This window comes from Arcobacter sp. ISO1 (assembly GCF_058105185.1).
This window is the reverse complement of record NZ_CM176573.1, coordinates 410,728-427,078: the sequence shown is the minus strand read 5'-3', so window position 1 is coordinate 427,078 and position 16,351 is coordinate 410,728. Positions and strand designations below refer to the sequence as shown.

General features: G+C 29.8%; 17 protein-coding genes. 13 read left to right on the top strand and 4 right to left on the bottom strand.

Translation table 11 applies throughout. From position 1 onward, the window contains the following. Position 1: 1 nt before the first annotated feature. The 12 genes from lspA to AC2TY9_RS02050 all read left to right on the top strand — a co-directional run bounded on the left by lspA (position 2) and on the right by AC2TY9_RS02050 (position 12,407). A complete protein-coding gene (gene lspA, locus AC2TY9_RS02105; RefSeq protein WP_489779186.1) occupies positions 2 to 466 on the top strand; it encodes a signal peptidase II in 465 nt (154 codons plus the stop codon). 66 nt (positions 467 to 532) lie between these two features. Further along, positions 533 to 1,813 (top strand): 3-isopropylmalate dehydratase large subunit, encoded by a 1,281-nt coding sequence (locus AC2TY9_RS02100; protein ID WP_489779185.1) that lies wholly within the window; start codon positions 533 to 535, stop codon positions 1,811 to 1,813. A 2-nt stretch (positions 1,814 to 1,815) separates the two neighbouring features. Further along, positions 1,816 to 2,382 carry a molybdenum cofactor guanylyltransferase MobA gene (gene mobA, locus AC2TY9_RS02095; protein ID WP_489779183.1) on the top strand — a complete coding sequence of 189 codons (567 nt, stop codon included), beginning with the start codon at positions 1,816 to 1,818 and terminating at the stop codon, positions 2,380 to 2,382. 98 nt (positions 2,383 to 2,480) lie between these two features. Then, entirely contained in the window at positions 2,481 to 3,965 is a 1,485-nt protein-coding gene (locus tag AC2TY9_RS02090) for an NAD(P)/FAD-dependent oxidoreductase (RefSeq protein WP_489779182.1), read from the top strand. Positions 3,966 to 3,976: 11 nt separating this feature from the next. Beyond that, the gene (locus AC2TY9_RS02085; protein WP_489779181.1) at positions 3,977 to 4,546 is read left to right on the top strand and encodes a c-type heme family protein; all 570 of its coding nucleotides are present in this window, start codon (positions 3,977 to 3,979) and stop codon (positions 4,544 to 4,546) included. A 16-nt stretch (positions 4,547 to 4,562) separates the two neighbouring features. Then, entirely contained in the window at positions 4,563 to 5,225 is a 663-nt protein-coding gene (locus tag AC2TY9_RS02080) for a c-type cytochrome (RefSeq protein WP_489779180.1), read from the top strand. A 47-nt stretch (positions 5,226 to 5,272) separates the two neighbouring features. Further along, entirely contained in the window at positions 5,273 to 5,500 is a 228-nt protein-coding gene (locus AC2TY9_RS02075) for a hypothetical protein (protein ID WP_489779178.1), read from the top strand. 50 nt (positions 5,501 to 5,550) lie between these two features. Next, positions 5,551 to 6,672 (top strand): cytochrome b/b6 domain-containing protein, encoded by a 1,122-nt coding sequence (locus tag AC2TY9_RS02070; protein WP_489779176.1) that lies wholly within the window; start codon positions 5,551 to 5,553, stop codon positions 6,670 to 6,672. A 168-nt stretch (positions 6,673 to 6,840) separates the two neighbouring features. Continuing rightward, the gene (locus AC2TY9_RS02065) at positions 6,841 to 9,294 is read left to right on the top strand and encodes a molybdopterin-dependent oxidoreductase (protein ID WP_489779175.1); all 2,454 of its coding nucleotides are present in this window, start codon (positions 6,841 to 6,843) and stop codon (positions 9,292 to 9,294) included. Next, entirely contained in the window at positions 9,291 to 9,944 is a 654-nt protein-coding gene (locus tag AC2TY9_RS02060) for a 4Fe-4S dicluster domain-containing protein (RefSeq protein WP_489779173.1), read from the top strand. Before AC2TY9_RS02065 ends, AC2TY9_RS02060 begins: the two co-directional genes overlap by 4 nt. 2 nt (positions 9,945 to 9,946) lie before the next feature. Next, a complete protein-coding gene (gene nrfD, locus AC2TY9_RS02055) occupies positions 9,947 to 11,209 on the top strand; it encodes an NrfD/PsrC family molybdoenzyme membrane anchor subunit (RefSeq protein WP_489779172.1) in 1,263 nt (420 codons plus the stop codon). A gap of 13 nt (positions 11,210 to 11,222) precedes the next feature. Beyond that, positions 11,223 to 12,407 (top strand): rhodanese-like domain-containing protein, encoded by a 1,185-nt coding sequence (locus AC2TY9_RS02050; protein ID WP_489779170.1) that lies wholly within the window; start codon positions 11,223 to 11,225, stop codon positions 12,405 to 12,407. Positions 12,408 to 12,539: 132 nt separating this feature from the next. Here the strand turns inward: AC2TY9_RS02050 and rplT are convergent, their stop codons facing one another. From rplT to thrS, 4 genes are all read right to left on the bottom strand, one after another. Further along, on the bottom strand, positions 12,540 to 12,899 hold the full coding sequence (gene rplT / locus AC2TY9_RS02045; RefSeq protein ID WP_489779168.1) for a 50S ribosomal protein L20: 360 nt from the start codon (positions 12,897 to 12,899) through the stop codon (positions 12,540 to 12,542). A gap of 105 nt (positions 12,900 to 13,004) precedes the next feature. After that, positions 13,005 to 13,202: a 50S ribosomal protein L35 gene (gene rpmI / locus AC2TY9_RS02040; RefSeq protein ID WP_138152094.1), complete on the bottom strand. Its 198-nt coding sequence runs from the start codon at positions 13,200 to 13,202 to the stop codon at positions 13,005 to 13,007. 158 nt (positions 13,203 to 13,360) lie between these two features. Further along, positions 13,361 to 13,867, bottom strand: a complete 507-nt coding sequence (gene infC / locus AC2TY9_RS02035) for a translation initiation factor IF-3 (RefSeq protein WP_489780446.1) — start codon at positions 13,865 to 13,867, stop codon at positions 13,361 to 13,363. 26 nt (positions 13,868 to 13,893) lie between these two features. Further along, positions 13,894 to 15,702, bottom strand: coding sequence for a threonine--tRNA ligase (gene thrS, locus AC2TY9_RS02030; protein WP_489779166.1), 1,809 nt, complete (start codon positions 15,700 to 15,702; stop codon positions 13,894 to 13,896). A 111-nt stretch (positions 15,703 to 15,813) separates the two neighbouring features. Between thrS and AC2TY9_RS02025 the strand changes: the two genes are divergently transcribed. Further along, positions 15,814 to 16,326 (top strand): hypothetical protein, encoded by a 513-nt coding sequence (locus AC2TY9_RS02025; protein WP_489779165.1) that lies wholly within the window; start codon positions 15,814 to 15,816, stop codon positions 16,324 to 16,326. Positions 16,327 to 16,351: the final 25 nt, after the last annotated feature.

The window sequence follows — 16,351 nt, the reverse complement described above, 5'->3', positions numbered from 1 at the left end:
TATGGAAAAAAAATTAAAAATTAGTTTTACTATATTTATATCTATATTTATTTTTGATCAGATTATAAAATATGGATTTGCCAATTATGATTGGAATGTAGAAGGTCCTTATATGTCTTTACAATTAGCATATAATTATGGAGTGGCTTTTTCAATGTTCTCTTTTCTTGATGAATATCTAAAGTTTATTCAATTGGGACTAGTAGCAATTGGTTTTATTTATTTATATATAAATAAAGATGTATTTATACAGTATTATATTCCAATTGCATTGTTGTTTGCAGGTGGTTTATCAAATATTTTAGATAGATTTACCTATGGTGGAGTTGTTGATTATTTTTATTGGCATTATGGTTTTGAATTTGCAATTTTTAATATTGCAGATGTGATTATAAATTTAGCTGTTGCTATCATTATCTATATGCAAATAAAACAATCTAGATTAGAGAAAAAAAACAAAGTTTAAACTCTTAAAAAGAAATTAGCTATAATCCAAGGCTAAAAGAAAAAGAAAAATTAAAAGTAGGTATTTATGGGTCAAACTATTACGGAAAAAATTTTTAGTGAACATGTAGGAAAAGAGGTATTTGCAGGAGAAATTGTAAGAAGTCCAATTGATATGGTAATTGGAAATGATATTACAACTCCAATCTCAATTAGAGCATTTGAAGAGGGTGGTTTTGAAAAACTAGCAAATCCAGAAGGATTTGCAATTGTTCTTGATCACTTTATTCCTGCAAAAGATATTGCATCAGCTAACCAAGCGAAAATCTCAAGAGATTTTGCCCTGAAGTATGATTTAAAATATTTCTTCGATGAAAAAGATATGGGAATAGAGCATGCACTTTTGCCTGAAAAAGGCTTAGTATTACCTGGTGATGTAATTATTGGTGCAGATTCACATACTTGTACACATGGAGGGTTAGGTGCATTCTCAACTGGTATGGGAAGTACAGATATCTCATTTGGTATGATTACTGGTGGAAACTGGTTTAAAGTTCCAGAGTCTATTAAAGTAGTAATGACTGGAAAACCTAGCGAATTTGTATCTGGAAAAGATATTATACTTGAAGTTATTAGACAATTAGGTGTTGATGGAGCTTTATATCAAGCTTTAGAGTTTACTGGTGATACAGTAAAACATTTAAGTATGGATGATAGATTTTCTATTTGTAATATGGCCATTGAAGCTGGAGCTAAAAATGGTATTTTTGCATATGATGAAACAACTGAAGAGTTTTTAAAGAAAACTGCTGAAGCAAATGATGGATTAAGAGCAGAACCAAAAATTCATTATTCTGATGAAGATGCAACATATACAAAAGTTATTGAGATTGATGTAGCTGCTTTAGAGCCAGTAATTGCATATCCATTTTTACCAGATAATGGACATTCTGTTTCACAAGCAGTAAAAGACAATATCAAAGTAGACCAAGTATTTATTGGATCATGTACAAATGGTAGATTAAGTGATTTTAAAATTGCAGCAGAGATTTTAGAAGGTAAAAAAGTAGCACGTCATGTAAGAATGATTTTAACTCCAGGTACTCAAAAAATCTTAAGAGATGCTACAAAAGCAGGCTACATTGATATTTTAGTTGATGCAGGAGCAGTTGTATCAAATCCAACATGTGGAGCATGTTTAGGTGGATACATGGGAATCTTAGGTGATAATGAAGTTTGTATCTCTACAACAAATAGAAACTTTGTTGGTAGAATGGGAAGTAGATCATCTAAAATTTATTTAGCTAATAGTGCAGTTGCTGCAGCAAGTGCAATCTCTGGCTATATTACTGACCCAAAAAGTATCTAAGTATGTTTAATTTACCATGCGTAATTTTATGCGGTGGTAAAAGTTCAAGAATGGGAGAAGACAAAGCTCTTCTTCCCTTCTCTTCTTCTAAAACTCTCACAGAATATCAATACAAAAAATTAAAACCTCACTTCAAAGAGGTGTATTTATCATCAAAAACTGAAAAGTTTAGTTTTGATAATAAATTAATTTTAGATAAAGAAAAAGAGTATTCTCCTATAGTTGCTTTAAAATCAATATTTGAATTTTTTAAAGATGAAAGTAAACTATTTATTATAACAGTGGATACCCCACTTGTAGAAATCTCAACAATAGAAAAATTGATAAGTAAATCAAAAGATTATGATATAACTCTTGCAAAAACAGTAAATAGAGAACATAATTTATGTGGAGTATTTTCTACAAAAGCAATTATTGAAGTTGAAAATATGCTAAAAAACGACATCCATAAAGTTGGTTACCTTCTTAAAAAAATGGATACTACTTTTATAGAATTTGAAAATGAAGATGAATTTATAAATCTTAATAATAAAGAAGAATATAATAGGGCAAAGTCTATTATAAGATAAAGTAATAATTATAATTTATTTATTCAGCATAATTTAAGTTTCTTATTATCAAACATTTGGTATCTTAATGAATACAATTTAAATTAAGGACTTTTATAATGGGAAATAATGAGGAGCTAAAAAAAGCACTTGACATTCTAGATAGTGAGCTTAAAAAGAAAGGGATATCTAGAAGAGATGCACTTAAACTTGCTGGACTTGGTTCAGCTTCGTTTTTAATGGGAAATACAACTGAAGCTGAGGCAGCAACAATTGCAAAAGCTAGTGAAGCAAAAGGTAAAATAGTAATTGTTGGTGGTGGACTAGCTGGTATAGCAACTGCTGCAAAACTTTCAAATAACTTATCAAATCCAGATATTACTGTTATTGAACCAAATCCTATTTCTGTTTCATATCAACCTGGGCAAACTTTAGTTGCAGCTGGGATATGGGAAAAATCAGACATTGTTTATAACACTAAAGATTTTGTTCCAAGTGGTGTTAAAATGATTAAGGATAAAGTTGCAGAATTTGACCCTGAAGCAAATAAAGTAAAGACTGAAAGTGGACAAGAGATTTCATATGATTTTTTAATTGTTGCAACAGGATTAGTCCTTGATTATGGAAAAATTAAAGGTTTAGAAGGTGTTGGTTACTCTGCTGAAGCAAATAAAACTGTATCACAAAAAGTTGGTAAAAATGGAGTCCATTCAATTTATTATGCTGATGGAGCTGTTAATACTTGGAAGGGTATGCAAGAGTTTATTGCTGATGCAAAAACAGGTAAAAAAGTAAAAGGATTATTTACTCACCCAAATACTCCAGTTAAATGTGGTGGAGCTCCAAAGAAAATCATGTATCTAACTGATGCTAGATTAAGAGAAGCAGGGGCAAGAGACAATGCTGAATTATATTTTTATCCAAATGGTGGAAAAATGTTTGGTGTTCCAGAATATCATGAAGCGATTGTAAAACAATTTGAAGCAAGAGATATGAAGTGGGAATATAAAAACAATCTTGTTGAAATAGATGTTGACAAAAAAATTGCAACTTTTGATAAAAAATGGTTAGAGAAAGGTGAATATGACGACATCATTGAAGATTATGAAATGATTCCTATGTCTAAAAAAGTTGAAAGAGAATATGACTTTATTCACATTACTCCTCCAATGAGAGCACCAGATGCTGTTAAAAACTCTTCTTTAGCATGGCAAAGAGGAAGTGCTGCAAAAGGTGGATGGGTAGAACTTGATAAAGAAACTTTACAACACACAAGATATCCAAATGTATTTGGTCTTGGGGATGTTGCTGGTATTGCTATGGGAAAAACAGGTGGTAGTGCAAGAAAACAATATGCAGTATTAGTGGACAACTTAATTGCTGCAATGGAAGGTAAAGAGATGACTTCTAAATATGCAGGTTATACTGTTTGTCCATTAATTACTGGAATTGGTACAGTTATGTTAGCTGAATTTAATTGGACAGCAAAACCAACTCCATCATTTCCATTAGACCCAACAGTTGAAAGATATATTTGGTGGCTATTAAAAGTTTATGCACTTAAACCTATGACGGTTTATGGAATGTTAGCTGGACGAGCATAAAAGAGTAAAAATTGAAAAATTTTTTAATAAGTGGTTTGATTTTATCAATTAGCCTAAGTTCTTTTGCACAAGAGTTTACGAAACAAAATGCTCAAAAATTAGCTCATAATGTAATAAAAGAGTATAACTCTACACTAAAAAAAGAATTGAAAGATTCAAAAAGAGCTAAGAGATTAGAGGGAATGGTTGATTATTGTATCAATGATTCAAAAAAGGTTGCAAAAAAACTTAATGAAAAATATGGCCCAAAAGTTTTAGTAAAAAGAGTTAGTCTTAATAATAGAAATGAAAAAGCTAAAGCTGCCCAAAGTGAAGAAAAAATTTTAAAAGCATTTGAACTAATTGCAAAATCTGATGCCTATCAGCCAGATGAAATTGTTCAAATTATTGATGACAATACTTTTAAGATTTATTCACCTATTACTATGAATAGTAGAGACTGTAAAAAATGTCATGGGGTCGATAAAAAGGTTGATAAAAAATCAAAGGATAGATTCTTCGAGATTTATAAAAATAACAATGCTTATGGATATAAAAGTGGAGATGTGAGAGGTGCAGTTGTTGTCACCATCTTTAAATAGGGGAAAGGGATTTATTATGGAAATTAAAAAAACAATTTTTTTAGGCTTTTTAGCAAGTTTAATAACTATCAGTGCGAGTGCTGCTGAAAAAAGATATACAAATGCAGAGATTTATACAAAAATGTGTTCTAATTGTCATGGAGTTTTTGGAGAAGGAAATCCTGCAAAAAAAGGACCTGCTTTAAATGATATGACAGCTCATGAACTTGAGATAAGTCTTTTTGATCTAAAATCTGGTGGTTTAAATCAATCATCTGGAACTGATCATGATGTAATGGCTCATAATATGAAAAAAATTATTGAAAAAGGTATGGATTATAAAGCAAATGCAATGGCCGAATATATATTTGTTGCCTTTAATCCAGAAGCAAAATACTTTAAAATTGATAATGCTAAAAAATCATATACTATTTCAGAGATTTATACAAAAATGTGTTCTAAATGCCATGGCGCAAATGGAGAAGGAAATCCTGCTAAAAAAGGTCCCGCATTAAATGATATGACAGCTCATGAAATAGAAATGGAACTTTATAATATTCAAAACTCTGGTGCTGACCAATCTTCAGGTACAGATCATGAAGTAATGGAACATAATCAGAAAAAGATTGAACAAAAAGGTATGGAGTATAGTCCAAAAGAGATGGCAGAATATATAGAAGGTAGATTCTATAAAAATTAAGTAAAGGGAGTTTCTCTTTACTTATTATTTGAAAATAGGGGAAGGTATTGGTAAATTTAAAAAAAGAGATTACAATTTATTTTGTTTTATTTATAATCTCATCATTAGTTTTTCATAATAGTATTTGGTTTTCTCATCCAATAGCGCATATAAGTGCTCTTTTTTCTCATGGAATGCCTTACCATCCTTTTTTATATGCATTTTTAATCTATTTAGTACTTGGTATTATAAGACTTGTTTTTACACTTATAAAAAAAATATTTAAAAGAAGGTGATTTTTTTTACTCGACTTTTTTGAATGAACAATCATTATATTGGATAAAAGATGAAAATTGAAAACAAAACATATGTATGGTCTTTTTTAGGAAGACTTAGTCATTGGATACTAGTAGTATCATTTTTTGCATCTTTTATTACCTCTTTTTATGAAAATCTTTTAATCTTACATGTAACTTTTGGAATTATTGCTCTTGGTATGTTTATTAAAAAAATTGTATGGGGATTGATTGGTCCAAAATATGCAAGATGGAGTGATTATCATTTTGCTTTTAGTGATTTAAAACTTTATTTTATAGAAAAAATTAAAAATAGATATAGACAAATACAAGCAGGACATAATCCTGCTTCTTCTTGGTTTGCTTTTTTAGTAACATGGCTTGGTATTATTTGTTGCTTTGTTGGGCTTGTTTTATATGGAGTTCAAGAGGGTAATGGAATTTTTTCTTTTATGAATGATAAATATTACATATATATGGAAGAGTTTTTTACTATTCATGAAGTTTTATCATATATACTATTATTGATGATAATTACACATATAACTGGAGTATTAACTGAACAGTTTTATCATAAAACATCAATGGTATTTGCTATGATAACTGGATATAAAAAAGCAAAGGGTGAAGATATTAAACCAACATATAGTATGAAGTTTTATGGCTCTATTTATATTGTATTTGTTTTAGCTTTAGCATCTTACACATATTACATACCTAATAACTATATAGTAAAAAGTAAATTTGAGAAGATTGATTACAAAAAATTACACGCTGATTTTCAATTTGAATGTTCCGATTGCCATAACTTGATACCTCCTTTCTTATTACCAAAGGAATCTTGGAAAAATTTAATGGCAAATCAAGAAGATCATTTTGAAGAGGATTTAGAGCTAGATAACTCAATGGTAAAATCAATAGAAAAATTTTTAATAATAAATTCTTCGGAGACATCAACAAGAGAATCTTCATATAAAATAACTAAAGAATTAGCAAATTCAAAAAAATTTATTATAACAAAAACTGATTATTGGAAGAAAACGCATAAAAATATTCCCGAAGAAGTTTTTAAAAGTGACACAATAGAAACAAAGTCCAACTGTATCGGATGTCATAAAGATTTTGAAAAGGGAATTCTTTCTGACTCAAAAATTACATTTTTATCAAAATAGTGGTTATTTTGATAACTTATTCTTATAATACAATAAAAAAATCAAAAAATCTTATAAATTTAGTGAATATTCATTCAAGAATAAGAATAATTTATTAAATATCATGTTAAAATTATACAATTAATATAAAATAATAAGTAAATATTAATAGTAAAGAGGAGAGAGAAAATGCAAGTTGAGATTTCAAGAAGAAAATTTCTTCAAGGTTCAGTTGCCTTATCAGTTGTAGCTGCATCAACTTCTGCACTTTCAAGTACAAAAACACATGAAGATAAAAAAACATTAGGAACAACAAAAGTTTCAAATGAAAAAGGACTAAGATTAGTTCCAACTTTATGTGAAATGTGTGTTAATAAGTGTGCTGCTTATGCAAGAGTAGAAAATGGAGTAGTAACTAAACTAGATCCAAATCCACACTTTCCAAAATCAAAAAACATGCTTTGTGCTAGGGGAAATGCAGGAATACAAGCCTTATATGATCCAGATAGATTAAAATATCCACTTATTCGAACTGGTGAAAGAGGTGATGGTAAATATAAAAGAGTTACATGGGATGAAGCTTATACTTATATAACCAAAAAGATGACAAAAATCCTAGATGAAGAAGAAGACAATAGATCATGCATTGGTTATTGTGCTGGTGAAGGTATGGCTGAACATACTTTTAAAACATTTATGTCTGATAAAATAGGTTCAAGTAACTTTGTAAACCATGCATCTATTTGTATTCAAACAGCAGTATCAGGATATGCACTTACAATAGGTGGATATGGTCAAGCTGATTTAGAAAATGCAAAATATGTTATTATGGCTGGAGCTAATAGAGCAGAAGCATTTATCACTCCAGATACTATGGATATTTTTAAAAGAACAAGAGGTAAAGGTGTAAAACTAACTGTAGTTGACCCTAGATTCTCAAATACTGCAATCCATGCAGATACATATTTAGCAATAAAACCAGGTACAGATTTAGCATTTGTTTTAGCTTTAACTTATCATGTAATTAAATATGAATTATATAATAGAACTTATGTTAAAAATAACTTCTCAAATTTTGATAAATATAAAGAGCATGTATTAAGTAGTAATTATACTCCAGAATGGGCTGAAGAGATAACCGGAGTTCCAGCTTACGAGATTAAAAAAGTTGCAGAAGAGTTTATGGCAAATGCTCCTCAATCAATATATTATCAAGGTAGAAGATCAACATGGGCAGGAAATGATTTCCAACTTAGACGTGCTCAAGCAATTTTCTCTGCACTTGGTGGAGGTATTGATGTTAAAGGTGGAATTGTATTTGGTAAAAAACTTCCTTTAGATTCACATGGAACAAATGCCCCTATGTATGCAAATGCATTAGGAAGAATCGAGAAAGATGCCGCTGCAGTAATTGGTGGATCTGGTTCTTGGATTGCTTGGAGAAATAAAATTTTAGAAGGTAAATCTCCATATCCTATTAGAGCATTTTTCATTTATAAACAAAATCCGATGTTATCAGTTCCAAATATTGAAAAAACTAAAAAACTGTTAGAAAAAATGGATTTAGTTGTGGCAATTGATACTATGCCAAGTGATACAGCAATGATGGCAGATGTTATTTTACCTGAGTGTACATACTTAGAAAGAGAAGACCCAGTTAAATCTTTTGCAGGTGTTGAACCATCTATTGCCATTAGAAGAGCTGCAGTTAAACCAATGTATGAAACTAAACCAGTCTTAGAAATCGTAAGAGGTTTAGGTGAAAAATTATCACGTCCTTTATGGGAAATAACAAAAAAATATGATGAAGATGTTCAAGATGAAATTGATGGAATGTCTAAAGAAGAGATTGAAGAATATTATGAAGAGAATGGATTTTATTTAGCAGATGTTTATCATCATACACAAGAACAAATAAATAAAGATATGTTTGTTCCAAAATATGGTGAAAAAGCATGGAATATGTTAAGAGAAAAAGGTGTTTATTATCCTAAATTCTCAGAAAGTTTTAAAAAACTTGATAATAACAGTTTTCAATACTACAATGAAAAAGATAAACTTTATACAGTTGTAAAACTTGAAGATGATTCTGACCATGAAGATATTGATACTTGTATTAATCCAAAAGATATTGCAGAAATAAAAAGATTATTTAAAACACCAAGTAAAAAAATTGAGTGTTATTTAGGAAATATGGCAAAAAAAGGTGTAGACCCAATGCCAGTATGGAAAGATGAACTTGTTAAAAAAGTTCCAAAAGGAAAATTCAAATTTATTTGTGGAAGACATGCACAGTTTACTCAAAATGCTACACAAAATAATGTAATGCTTCTAGAACTTATGCCAGAAAACTATGTTTGGATAAATCACAAAGAAGCTGAAGAGTTAGGTATAAAACACGGAGATTTAGTTGAAATCGCAAGTAGTGTAGGAATTGTAAGGTTAAAAGCATTTCCAACAAATAAAATTATACCAGAAACAATTTTTTATGTTCATGGATTTGGTGCACAGTCAAATGCTTTAACATTTGGATATCGAAATGGAGCAAGTTGTAATCAAATAATTGAAGATGATATAGAACCTGTATTTGGGAGTGCAGTTATGCATGAAACTATTGTTACAGTAAGAAAGGCTTGGCTATGAATTATGCAATGGCGTTAGATTACCAAAACTGTATTAATTGTAAAGCTTGTGAGACAGCTTGTAAAGAAGAAAATGGTGTTCAACTAGGAGCAGACAAACAAAGAATCTGGGTGGGGATTGTTGAAGGGTCAATTTTTGATAAACCTTTTGTGAATTTATACCCATCTCAATGTAATCATTGTGTGGATGCACCATGTGTTAGTGTTTGCCCAACATTTGCAAGCCATGTTATTGAAGGTGGTATTGTAAAGGTAGATGCAGATAAATGTATTTTATGTAAAGGTTGTATGGAAGCATGTCCATATGATGCTAGATTTGTTGATGATACAAAACTAGCTGTGGACAAATGTACTTTCTGTGATCATAGAATTGAAGAGACAGGAACAACAGCTTGCCAAGCAACATGTCCTACAAATGTAAGAATGTTTGGTGACTTAGATGATGAAAATAGTGATTTAGTAAAACTTCTAAAAAAAGAAAAGTTTTTCTTCCAAAAAGAGAATGCAGGAACTTTACCGAAACTATTTTATATTGTTCCAAGAACTGATAATTATGCAAGACAAAGTATCTCTCATGATACTAAAATATATACTTGGGACAGCTTTCAAACAGAGTTTTACCAACGAAGTTTAAAGAATAAAAGGAGCTAACAATGGAAAAATATACTATTGCAGGGCTTGAAATTAATAAGGTGTCATTTAAAGAACTTTTCTTTAATAAAACAATGTTTATGGCATATATTTTAATAGTTATTGCCATTGTTGGTGTTGTTGAGATTTTTGAATTAAGATACTTCTCTGAAGTTGCAACTGCGCATTCTTTGGGTGTGGAACCTATTACTGATGAACTAAGACATGCTATGAAAAATGCAATATTTGGTAATGTGGGCGAGATTAGTAGAGAAAACCCATGGACTCTTTTTATTGCAAACTATATGTATATGATTTATACTGGAAGTGGAGTGATTTTTTTAGTTGCTTTAGCAGAATTATTAAATTTCAAAGTAGTTGAAAAAGTAGCTGCATCATTTATGGTAGTTGGTTTAGCAATGGTTTTTGCAGGACTATTCACTATTGCTACAGATTTAAATTTACTTAATATGCACTGGATGTTTTTAAGTCCAAATGTAAATACTGGTATGTGGTTGATGTTACCTTTATATTTGACATATATACCTTTTGTTATGTTTGAGATATATTTGATTTTAACTAATAAAAGAGATTTAGCAAAAAAATTAGCATTTCCAATTTTAGTTATGAGTATTGGTGTCGACTTAGTAGAATATTATATTCAAGCAAAACTATTTTCTATGAATACAGCAAGACATTTATGGACTGAGTTTCCTGCTTTAATGTTCTATTTTATTATTTCAGCATTCGTTTCATCTTTAGGTGTAATGGGAGTGCTTACTTATTTAGTTCATAGAAATAAAAGTGGGTATCAAAAATTAATGGCTTTAATTAGAAAAGCTATGTTGTTTTTTATATTTTTATTGGCAATATATGAAGTTATTGGGTATTTAATAATAGACAAAGATTGGGCATTTATTATATTATTTGGTGAATTTAGATTATTATACTTTGGTGGATATATATTATTTACATTAGTATTACCATTCTTATTATTATTTAGAATATTAAAACATTACATACTTCCTGCTTGTATTTCAGCAATTATAGGAGGTTTTATTGGTAGATATTTATTTGTCTATGGTGGTAATGCAAACCCAATGTCAGATAGATTTGGTGTAGGTTATGAAAAATATAATTTTTATGATCTTTCAACAAACTTTAATTATGTTCCACCACATTTAGGTGAAATTTTAATTGTTATTGGCTCTATTGGTATAATAATAGCAGCATACAAATTATTAGATACTTTATTTTCAATTAATAAAGAAAGAGAATTACATTAATAAGGAGAAAAAAATGAAATTAATTCTAAAAAGCTTAGTAGTAGTTGGATTACTAACTACAGGTGTATTAGCAAACGACCCAGGGACTTTAACAAAGCCAAGTGCAAAAGTTCAAGGAATGATTGACAAGTTTGGTTTAAAAATGGTTGATTATAACTATGTTAAAGCAAGATTAGGAAAAGGAACAAAAAATACTGCAAAAGTTGTATTAGTTGATGCTAGACCAGCAAAAAAATATATGGGTGGTACAATTCCAAGTTCAATAAATATTCCAGATACTGATTATGCTAATTTTGTTGGACAATTAAAAGATACACCAAAAAATAAAGAGATTCTTGTTTATTGTGGTGGATGGAAATGTGGTAAATCACCAAAAGTAGCAAATATGCTTAAAAAAGATGGTTTTACAAATGTTAAATTATATCAAGCAGGTGAGCCTGAGTGGAAAAAACTAAATTATAGAGAAGTAGGACTTCCTGTAATTAAATCTGTTCAATCTAAAAACAGTGGTGTTATAATTGATGCTAGACCATTTGCAAAATATTTACAAGAAACAATTCCTGGAGCAATTGCTATTCCAGATACAAAGCTAGAAGAGTTAAAAGGAAGATTTCCTGTTAATCATAGTGAAAAAATCATTACTTTTTGTGGTGGATTTAAATGTGCGAAATCTCATAAAATTGCTAAAAAATTAATTTCAATGGGATATAGTGATGTTAATGTATATGCTGCAGGTATGCCTGCATGGAAAAAAGCGGGATTAGCTACTACTAAATCAGCTTCAAAAGCTAAACCGGCTGCCGCAGTTGAAGGACCAAAATTTACTAAAAATGGTGCTAAATTAAGTATTGATGAAGGCGGTGTTGATGGTGAATGGTTCTATGCATTATACAAAGATGGAAAACTACCAGAGTATATTCAAATTGTTGATATTAGAGACGCAGTAGAGTATAAAGAGGGACACTTAAAAGGTGCAATTAATATACCTGCTGAAAAAGCAACAGCAAAAGAGATTGTTGCAAAATTACCAAAAGGTAAAACAATTATTTTCCATTGTTCTGCAGGTGGTAGATCTGTAGAAGCTTGGCAAAAAGTTCAAGCAGGTGGATTTGATGTATCTGAAGTCTTATATTTTGATGCAAATATAGATTGTAAAGGTACTGAGTGTAAAGTTGAGGTTAATGAACCTATTGGTTAATTATTAATATTTTACTTATTTAAAAAGGGGAGAGTTTAGACTTTCCCCTTTTTTTATTATTTATTTTAGGTATAAAAAAAGGGTTGAAGTAAAACTTCAACCCTTTTCATTATTATTGCAAATTTATATAAATTATGCTGCTAATGCTTCTTTAGCTTTAGTTACTAATAAAGTGAATGATTCAGAATCATTGATAGCCATATCAGCTAAGATTTTTCTATCAAGTTCAATGTTAGCTAATTTTAAACCGTTCATGAATCTTGAATAGTTGATATCATTTAATCTACAAGCAGCATTGATTCTAACGATCCAAAGCTTTCTAATATCTCTTTTTTTCTGTCTTCTATCTCTGTAAGCATATACTAATGAATGCTCTAATTGTTCTTTTGCTTTTCTAAAGTGTTTTCTTCTTCCTGAGAAAAATCCTCTAGCTTGCTTTAAAACTTTTTTGTGTCTTCTTCTTCTAACTACACCAGTTTTTACTCTAGGCATATTGTTTCCTTTCTTTACTCTATTTGTTTAATAGGTGTCAACTTCTTTGGTTGAACTTGTCCATTTTTTAGGTGGAGGGACTAAAAATTAAGTTTATTTACTTAATTAGGCTTTGTTTAACATTAATTTAACTCTACCAGCATCAGTGCTAGCAACAGTTTGTGGTCCTCTAAGATTTCTTTTTCTTTTTTGAGACATTTTTGTTAAGATGTGGCTTCTAAAAGCTGATCCTCTTTTGATAGAACCATTCTTTTTTACTTTAAATCTTTTTAAAGCTCCACTGTTAGATTTCATCTTTGGCATCGTCACAGTTCCTTTCTTATAAATTTGCATTTTCAATCAATTTAAATATTGAAAAAGTTTGAGATTTTACTTAAATATTGCTTTAATTAAGTTTAAGTGAATAATCAATACGTGTGTGAGTGTTAAGAAAAAGAGAGAGTAGATTCTCTTTTTCTTGTTTAATTTTTACTATGTTCACCTTTTGGTGTTACATACATATTTACAAATCTTCCCTCTTGTTTAGGTAAAGCTTCTCTAACTCCATACTCTTCTAGCATAGGCCATACTCTTTCAAGTACTTCAGCTCCAGCTTCAGGATGAGCCATTTCTCGACCTTTTAAGAAAACTCTACATTTTACATGATAACCTTTTTCAAGGAATTCAATTGCATGTTTAACTTTATAGTTGATATCATTTTCTGCAATTTTAACAGAAAATTTTACCTCTTTAACAACAATGATTTTTTGTTTTTTCTTAGCTTCTTTTTGTTTCTTTTCTTGTTGGTATTTAAATTTACCATAATCCATGATTTTAGCAACTGGTGGCTTCCCATCAGGAGCAATAAGAACTAAATCTAATCCTAAGTCATCTGCAGTTTGTTGTGCATCTCTTGTTGAAATAATACCATAGTTAGTACCATCATCTCCCGTACATCTTACTTCACTTGCAGTAATGTTCTCATTCATTATTGCTTCTTGTTTTTTCCCTCTACTCAAATCTTGCTCCCATTATTTATATCGTTTAACATTTTTATGAACTCATCTTTGCTCATATTTGATTGCTCTCTTTTTCTTCTATCTCTAAGAGCTACAGTTTTATTTTCAACCTCTTCATCACCAAGAACTAAAATCATAGGTACTCTTTTTTTCTCTGCCATTCTAATTCTTTTGTTTAATGATTCATTCATATCAAAGATTTCTGAATCAATTTCATCATAAAGTAATTCTTTTTGAATCTGTTTTGCATACTCAACATGTGTATCTGCAATTGGTACAATAATTACTTGTGTTGGTGCAATTACAAATGGAAATTCTCCTGCAACATGCTCAGTTAAGATTCCAATAAATCTTTCAAAAGATCCAAGGATTGCTCTGTGAATCATAACAGGTTGTTCTTTTTCACCTTTGTCATTGATATATTCCATCTCAAAAGATGTTGGTAAGTTCATATCAACTTGAACAGTACCACATTGCCATTTTCTTCCAATAGCATCTAAGATTTTAATATCAATTTTTGGACCATAAAATGCTCCTCCACCTTCATCAATTCCATATTTTAAACCTTCTGAATCAAGAGCATTCATAATAGCTTGTGTTGTTGTTTCCCAGAATTCATCTGAGCCAATAGCTTTTTTAGGTTTTGTTGAAACTTCCATTTCATATTTGAAATCAAATAGTTTCATTAATGAATCAACAAATTCAAGTACATCAATAATAACATCTTTTACTTGTGAAGGCAAGCAGAAAATATGTGCATCATCTTGAGTAAACTCTCTTACTCTAAACAATCCATGCATAGCTCCACTTAATTCATGTCTATGAACAACACCATATTCAAAAAATTTCTTTGGTAAATCTTTATATGATACTAAGTCATTTTTATAAATTTGAATATGACCAACACAGTTCATAGGTTTGATACCATACTCTTGCTCATCAATAGTAGTGAAATACATATTTTCTTTATAGTTTGCATAGTGACCAGATTTAACCCATTGATTTGCTTTTAAAATCTCTGGACCTCGAACTGGTTCATAACCTCTTACTCTATGTGCTTTATAAAGAAGTCTTTCAAGTTTTCCTCTAAGTCTTGCACCATTTGGAAGCCATAAAGGAAGTCCTGCTCCTATATCTTCATTAAAAGTAAATAGTTCAAGTTCAGTTCCAAGTTTTCTATGATCTCTTTTTTTAGCTTCTTCAAGCATTCTTACATAGTCATTTAGCTCTTTTTTATCAAAAAATGCAATTCCATAGATTCTAGTGATCATTTCATTTTCTTCATCACCACCAAGATATGCCCCAGCTACTCTTGTAAGTTTAAAAGCTCGAATCATTCTAGTATTTGGTAAATGTGGACCTCTACATAGGTCTTCAAAATCACCTTGTTTGTAAACTGTTAATGTATCATCAGTAATATTTTTTAATACAGCTTGTTTTAATTCATCATCCGCAAACTTGCTTTCAATTTCTTCTCTAGATTCTTGAAATCTTTCAATAGGAAGTTTTCTATTTGCAATCTCTTTCATCTTCTTTTCAATGGTTGGAAGATCTTCATCTGAGATTTTTGAATCTACTTTAAAATCGTAATAAAACCCTTCTTTTACAACAGGTCCTACAAAGAATTTTGCGTCAGGGTATAACTCTTTGATAGCTTGCGCCATCATGTGAGCACATGAGTGTCTGAGAATCTCAAGAGACTCAGGCGAATTATCAGCTTTAATTTCATCACCAGTGATGTTTAAAGCTTCAGCAGTCTGAAGGTCATATATATTCCCTTCACTTAAAACACCAATTTGTTCCAATAATTTCCTTTTTTTTAGTTTATTTTTCGTAAATTTGCTACATTTTATCTTAAATGAACTTAAATTTATTCTTAAGTGTTATTTTTCAATATATTTTTGATAGAATTAATTATGATTTTAAATTTATCTAAAATAAAAACTGAGAGCTTACTATTGTTTTGTAAAGATTTAATTGCATCTTATAAAGATAAAGATGAAATTATTTTTGAAATTGATGAAGATATAAATAGATATATTGATGATATTTCAAATGATATGTTCAAACAAATAGAAAAATGTACTTTTCCAAGTGAACATTATATAAAGAATAGAAACCATTATAGAATTAAAGCTGTTTTGCAAGGGTATGATTTTATAAATAAAAAAATATCAAAAGAGCTTGAAAATGGAAAGTTATTTAATCCTGCGATGCTTTATTTTTCTATGCTTGCAGTTTGGTTTAAAGAATTAGATAAAGAATCAAAATCAAAAGAATACATTTACTTTACTATATATCCATATGCAAATGTCTATGATAAACTGCTTGTAAATATAAAAGATGAAAAATTTAAAAGATTAAATATTGAGATGATTGAATTAGCTGAAAAAGTTGTTTTTGATTTAGATAAGGTTTCTTTTAGATAAAGAATTTAATTAAGTAAATAAAAAG

Excerpts from the sequence above, each read along its gene's own strand:
- AC2TY9_RS02065 (WP_489779175.1), top strand. The coding sequence starts at position 6,841 with ATGCAAGTTGAGATTTCAAGAAGAAAATTTCTTCAAGGTTCAGTTGCC.
- AC2TY9_RS02025 (WP_489779165.1), top strand. The coding sequence starts at position 15,814 with ATGATTTTAAATTTATCTAAAATAAAAACTGAGAGCTTACTATTGTTT.
- AC2TY9_RS02070 (WP_489779176.1), top strand. The coding sequence starts at position 5,551 with ATGAAAATTGAAAACAAAACATATGTATGGTCTTTTTTAGGAAGACTT.
- AC2TY9_RS02090 (WP_489779182.1), top strand. The coding sequence starts at position 2,481 with ATGGGAAATAATGAGGAGCTAAAAAAAGCACTTGACATTCTAGATAGT.
- AC2TY9_RS02080 (WP_489779180.1), top strand. The coding sequence starts at position 4,563 with ATGGAAATTAAAAAAACAATTTTTTTAGGCTTTTTAGCAAGTTTAATA.
- rpmI (WP_138152094.1), bottom strand. The coding sequence starts at position 13,202 with ATGCCAAAGATGAAATCTAACAGTGGAGCTTTAAAAAGATTTAAAGTA.
- lspA (WP_489779186.1), top strand. The coding sequence starts at position 2 with ATGGAAAAAAAATTAAAAATTAGTTTTACTATATTTATATCTATATTT.
- infC (WP_489780446.1), bottom strand. The coding sequence starts at position 13,867 with ATGAATGAGAACATTACTGCAAGTGAAGTAAGATGTACGGGAGATGAT.
- AC2TY9_RS02050 (WP_489779170.1), top strand. The coding sequence starts at position 11,223 with ATGAAATTAATTCTAAAAAGCTTAGTAGTAGTTGGATTACTAACTACA.
- AC2TY9_RS02100 (WP_489779185.1), top strand. The coding sequence starts at position 533 with ATGGGTCAAACTATTACGGAAAAAATTTTTAGTGAACATGTAGGAAAA.
- rplT (WP_489779168.1), bottom strand. The coding sequence starts at position 12,899 with ATGCCTAGAGTAAAAACTGGTGTAGTTAGAAGAAGAAGACACAAAAAA.
- mobA (WP_489779183.1), top strand. The coding sequence starts at position 1,816 with ATGTTTAATTTACCATGCGTAATTTTATGCGGTGGTAAAAGTTCAAGA.
- nrfD (WP_489779172.1), top strand. The coding sequence starts at position 9,947 with ATGGAAAAATATACTATTGCAGGGCTTGAAATTAATAAGGTGTCATTT.
- AC2TY9_RS02060 (WP_489779173.1), top strand. The coding sequence starts at position 9,291 with ATGAATTATGCAATGGCGTTAGATTACCAAAACTGTATTAATTGTAAA.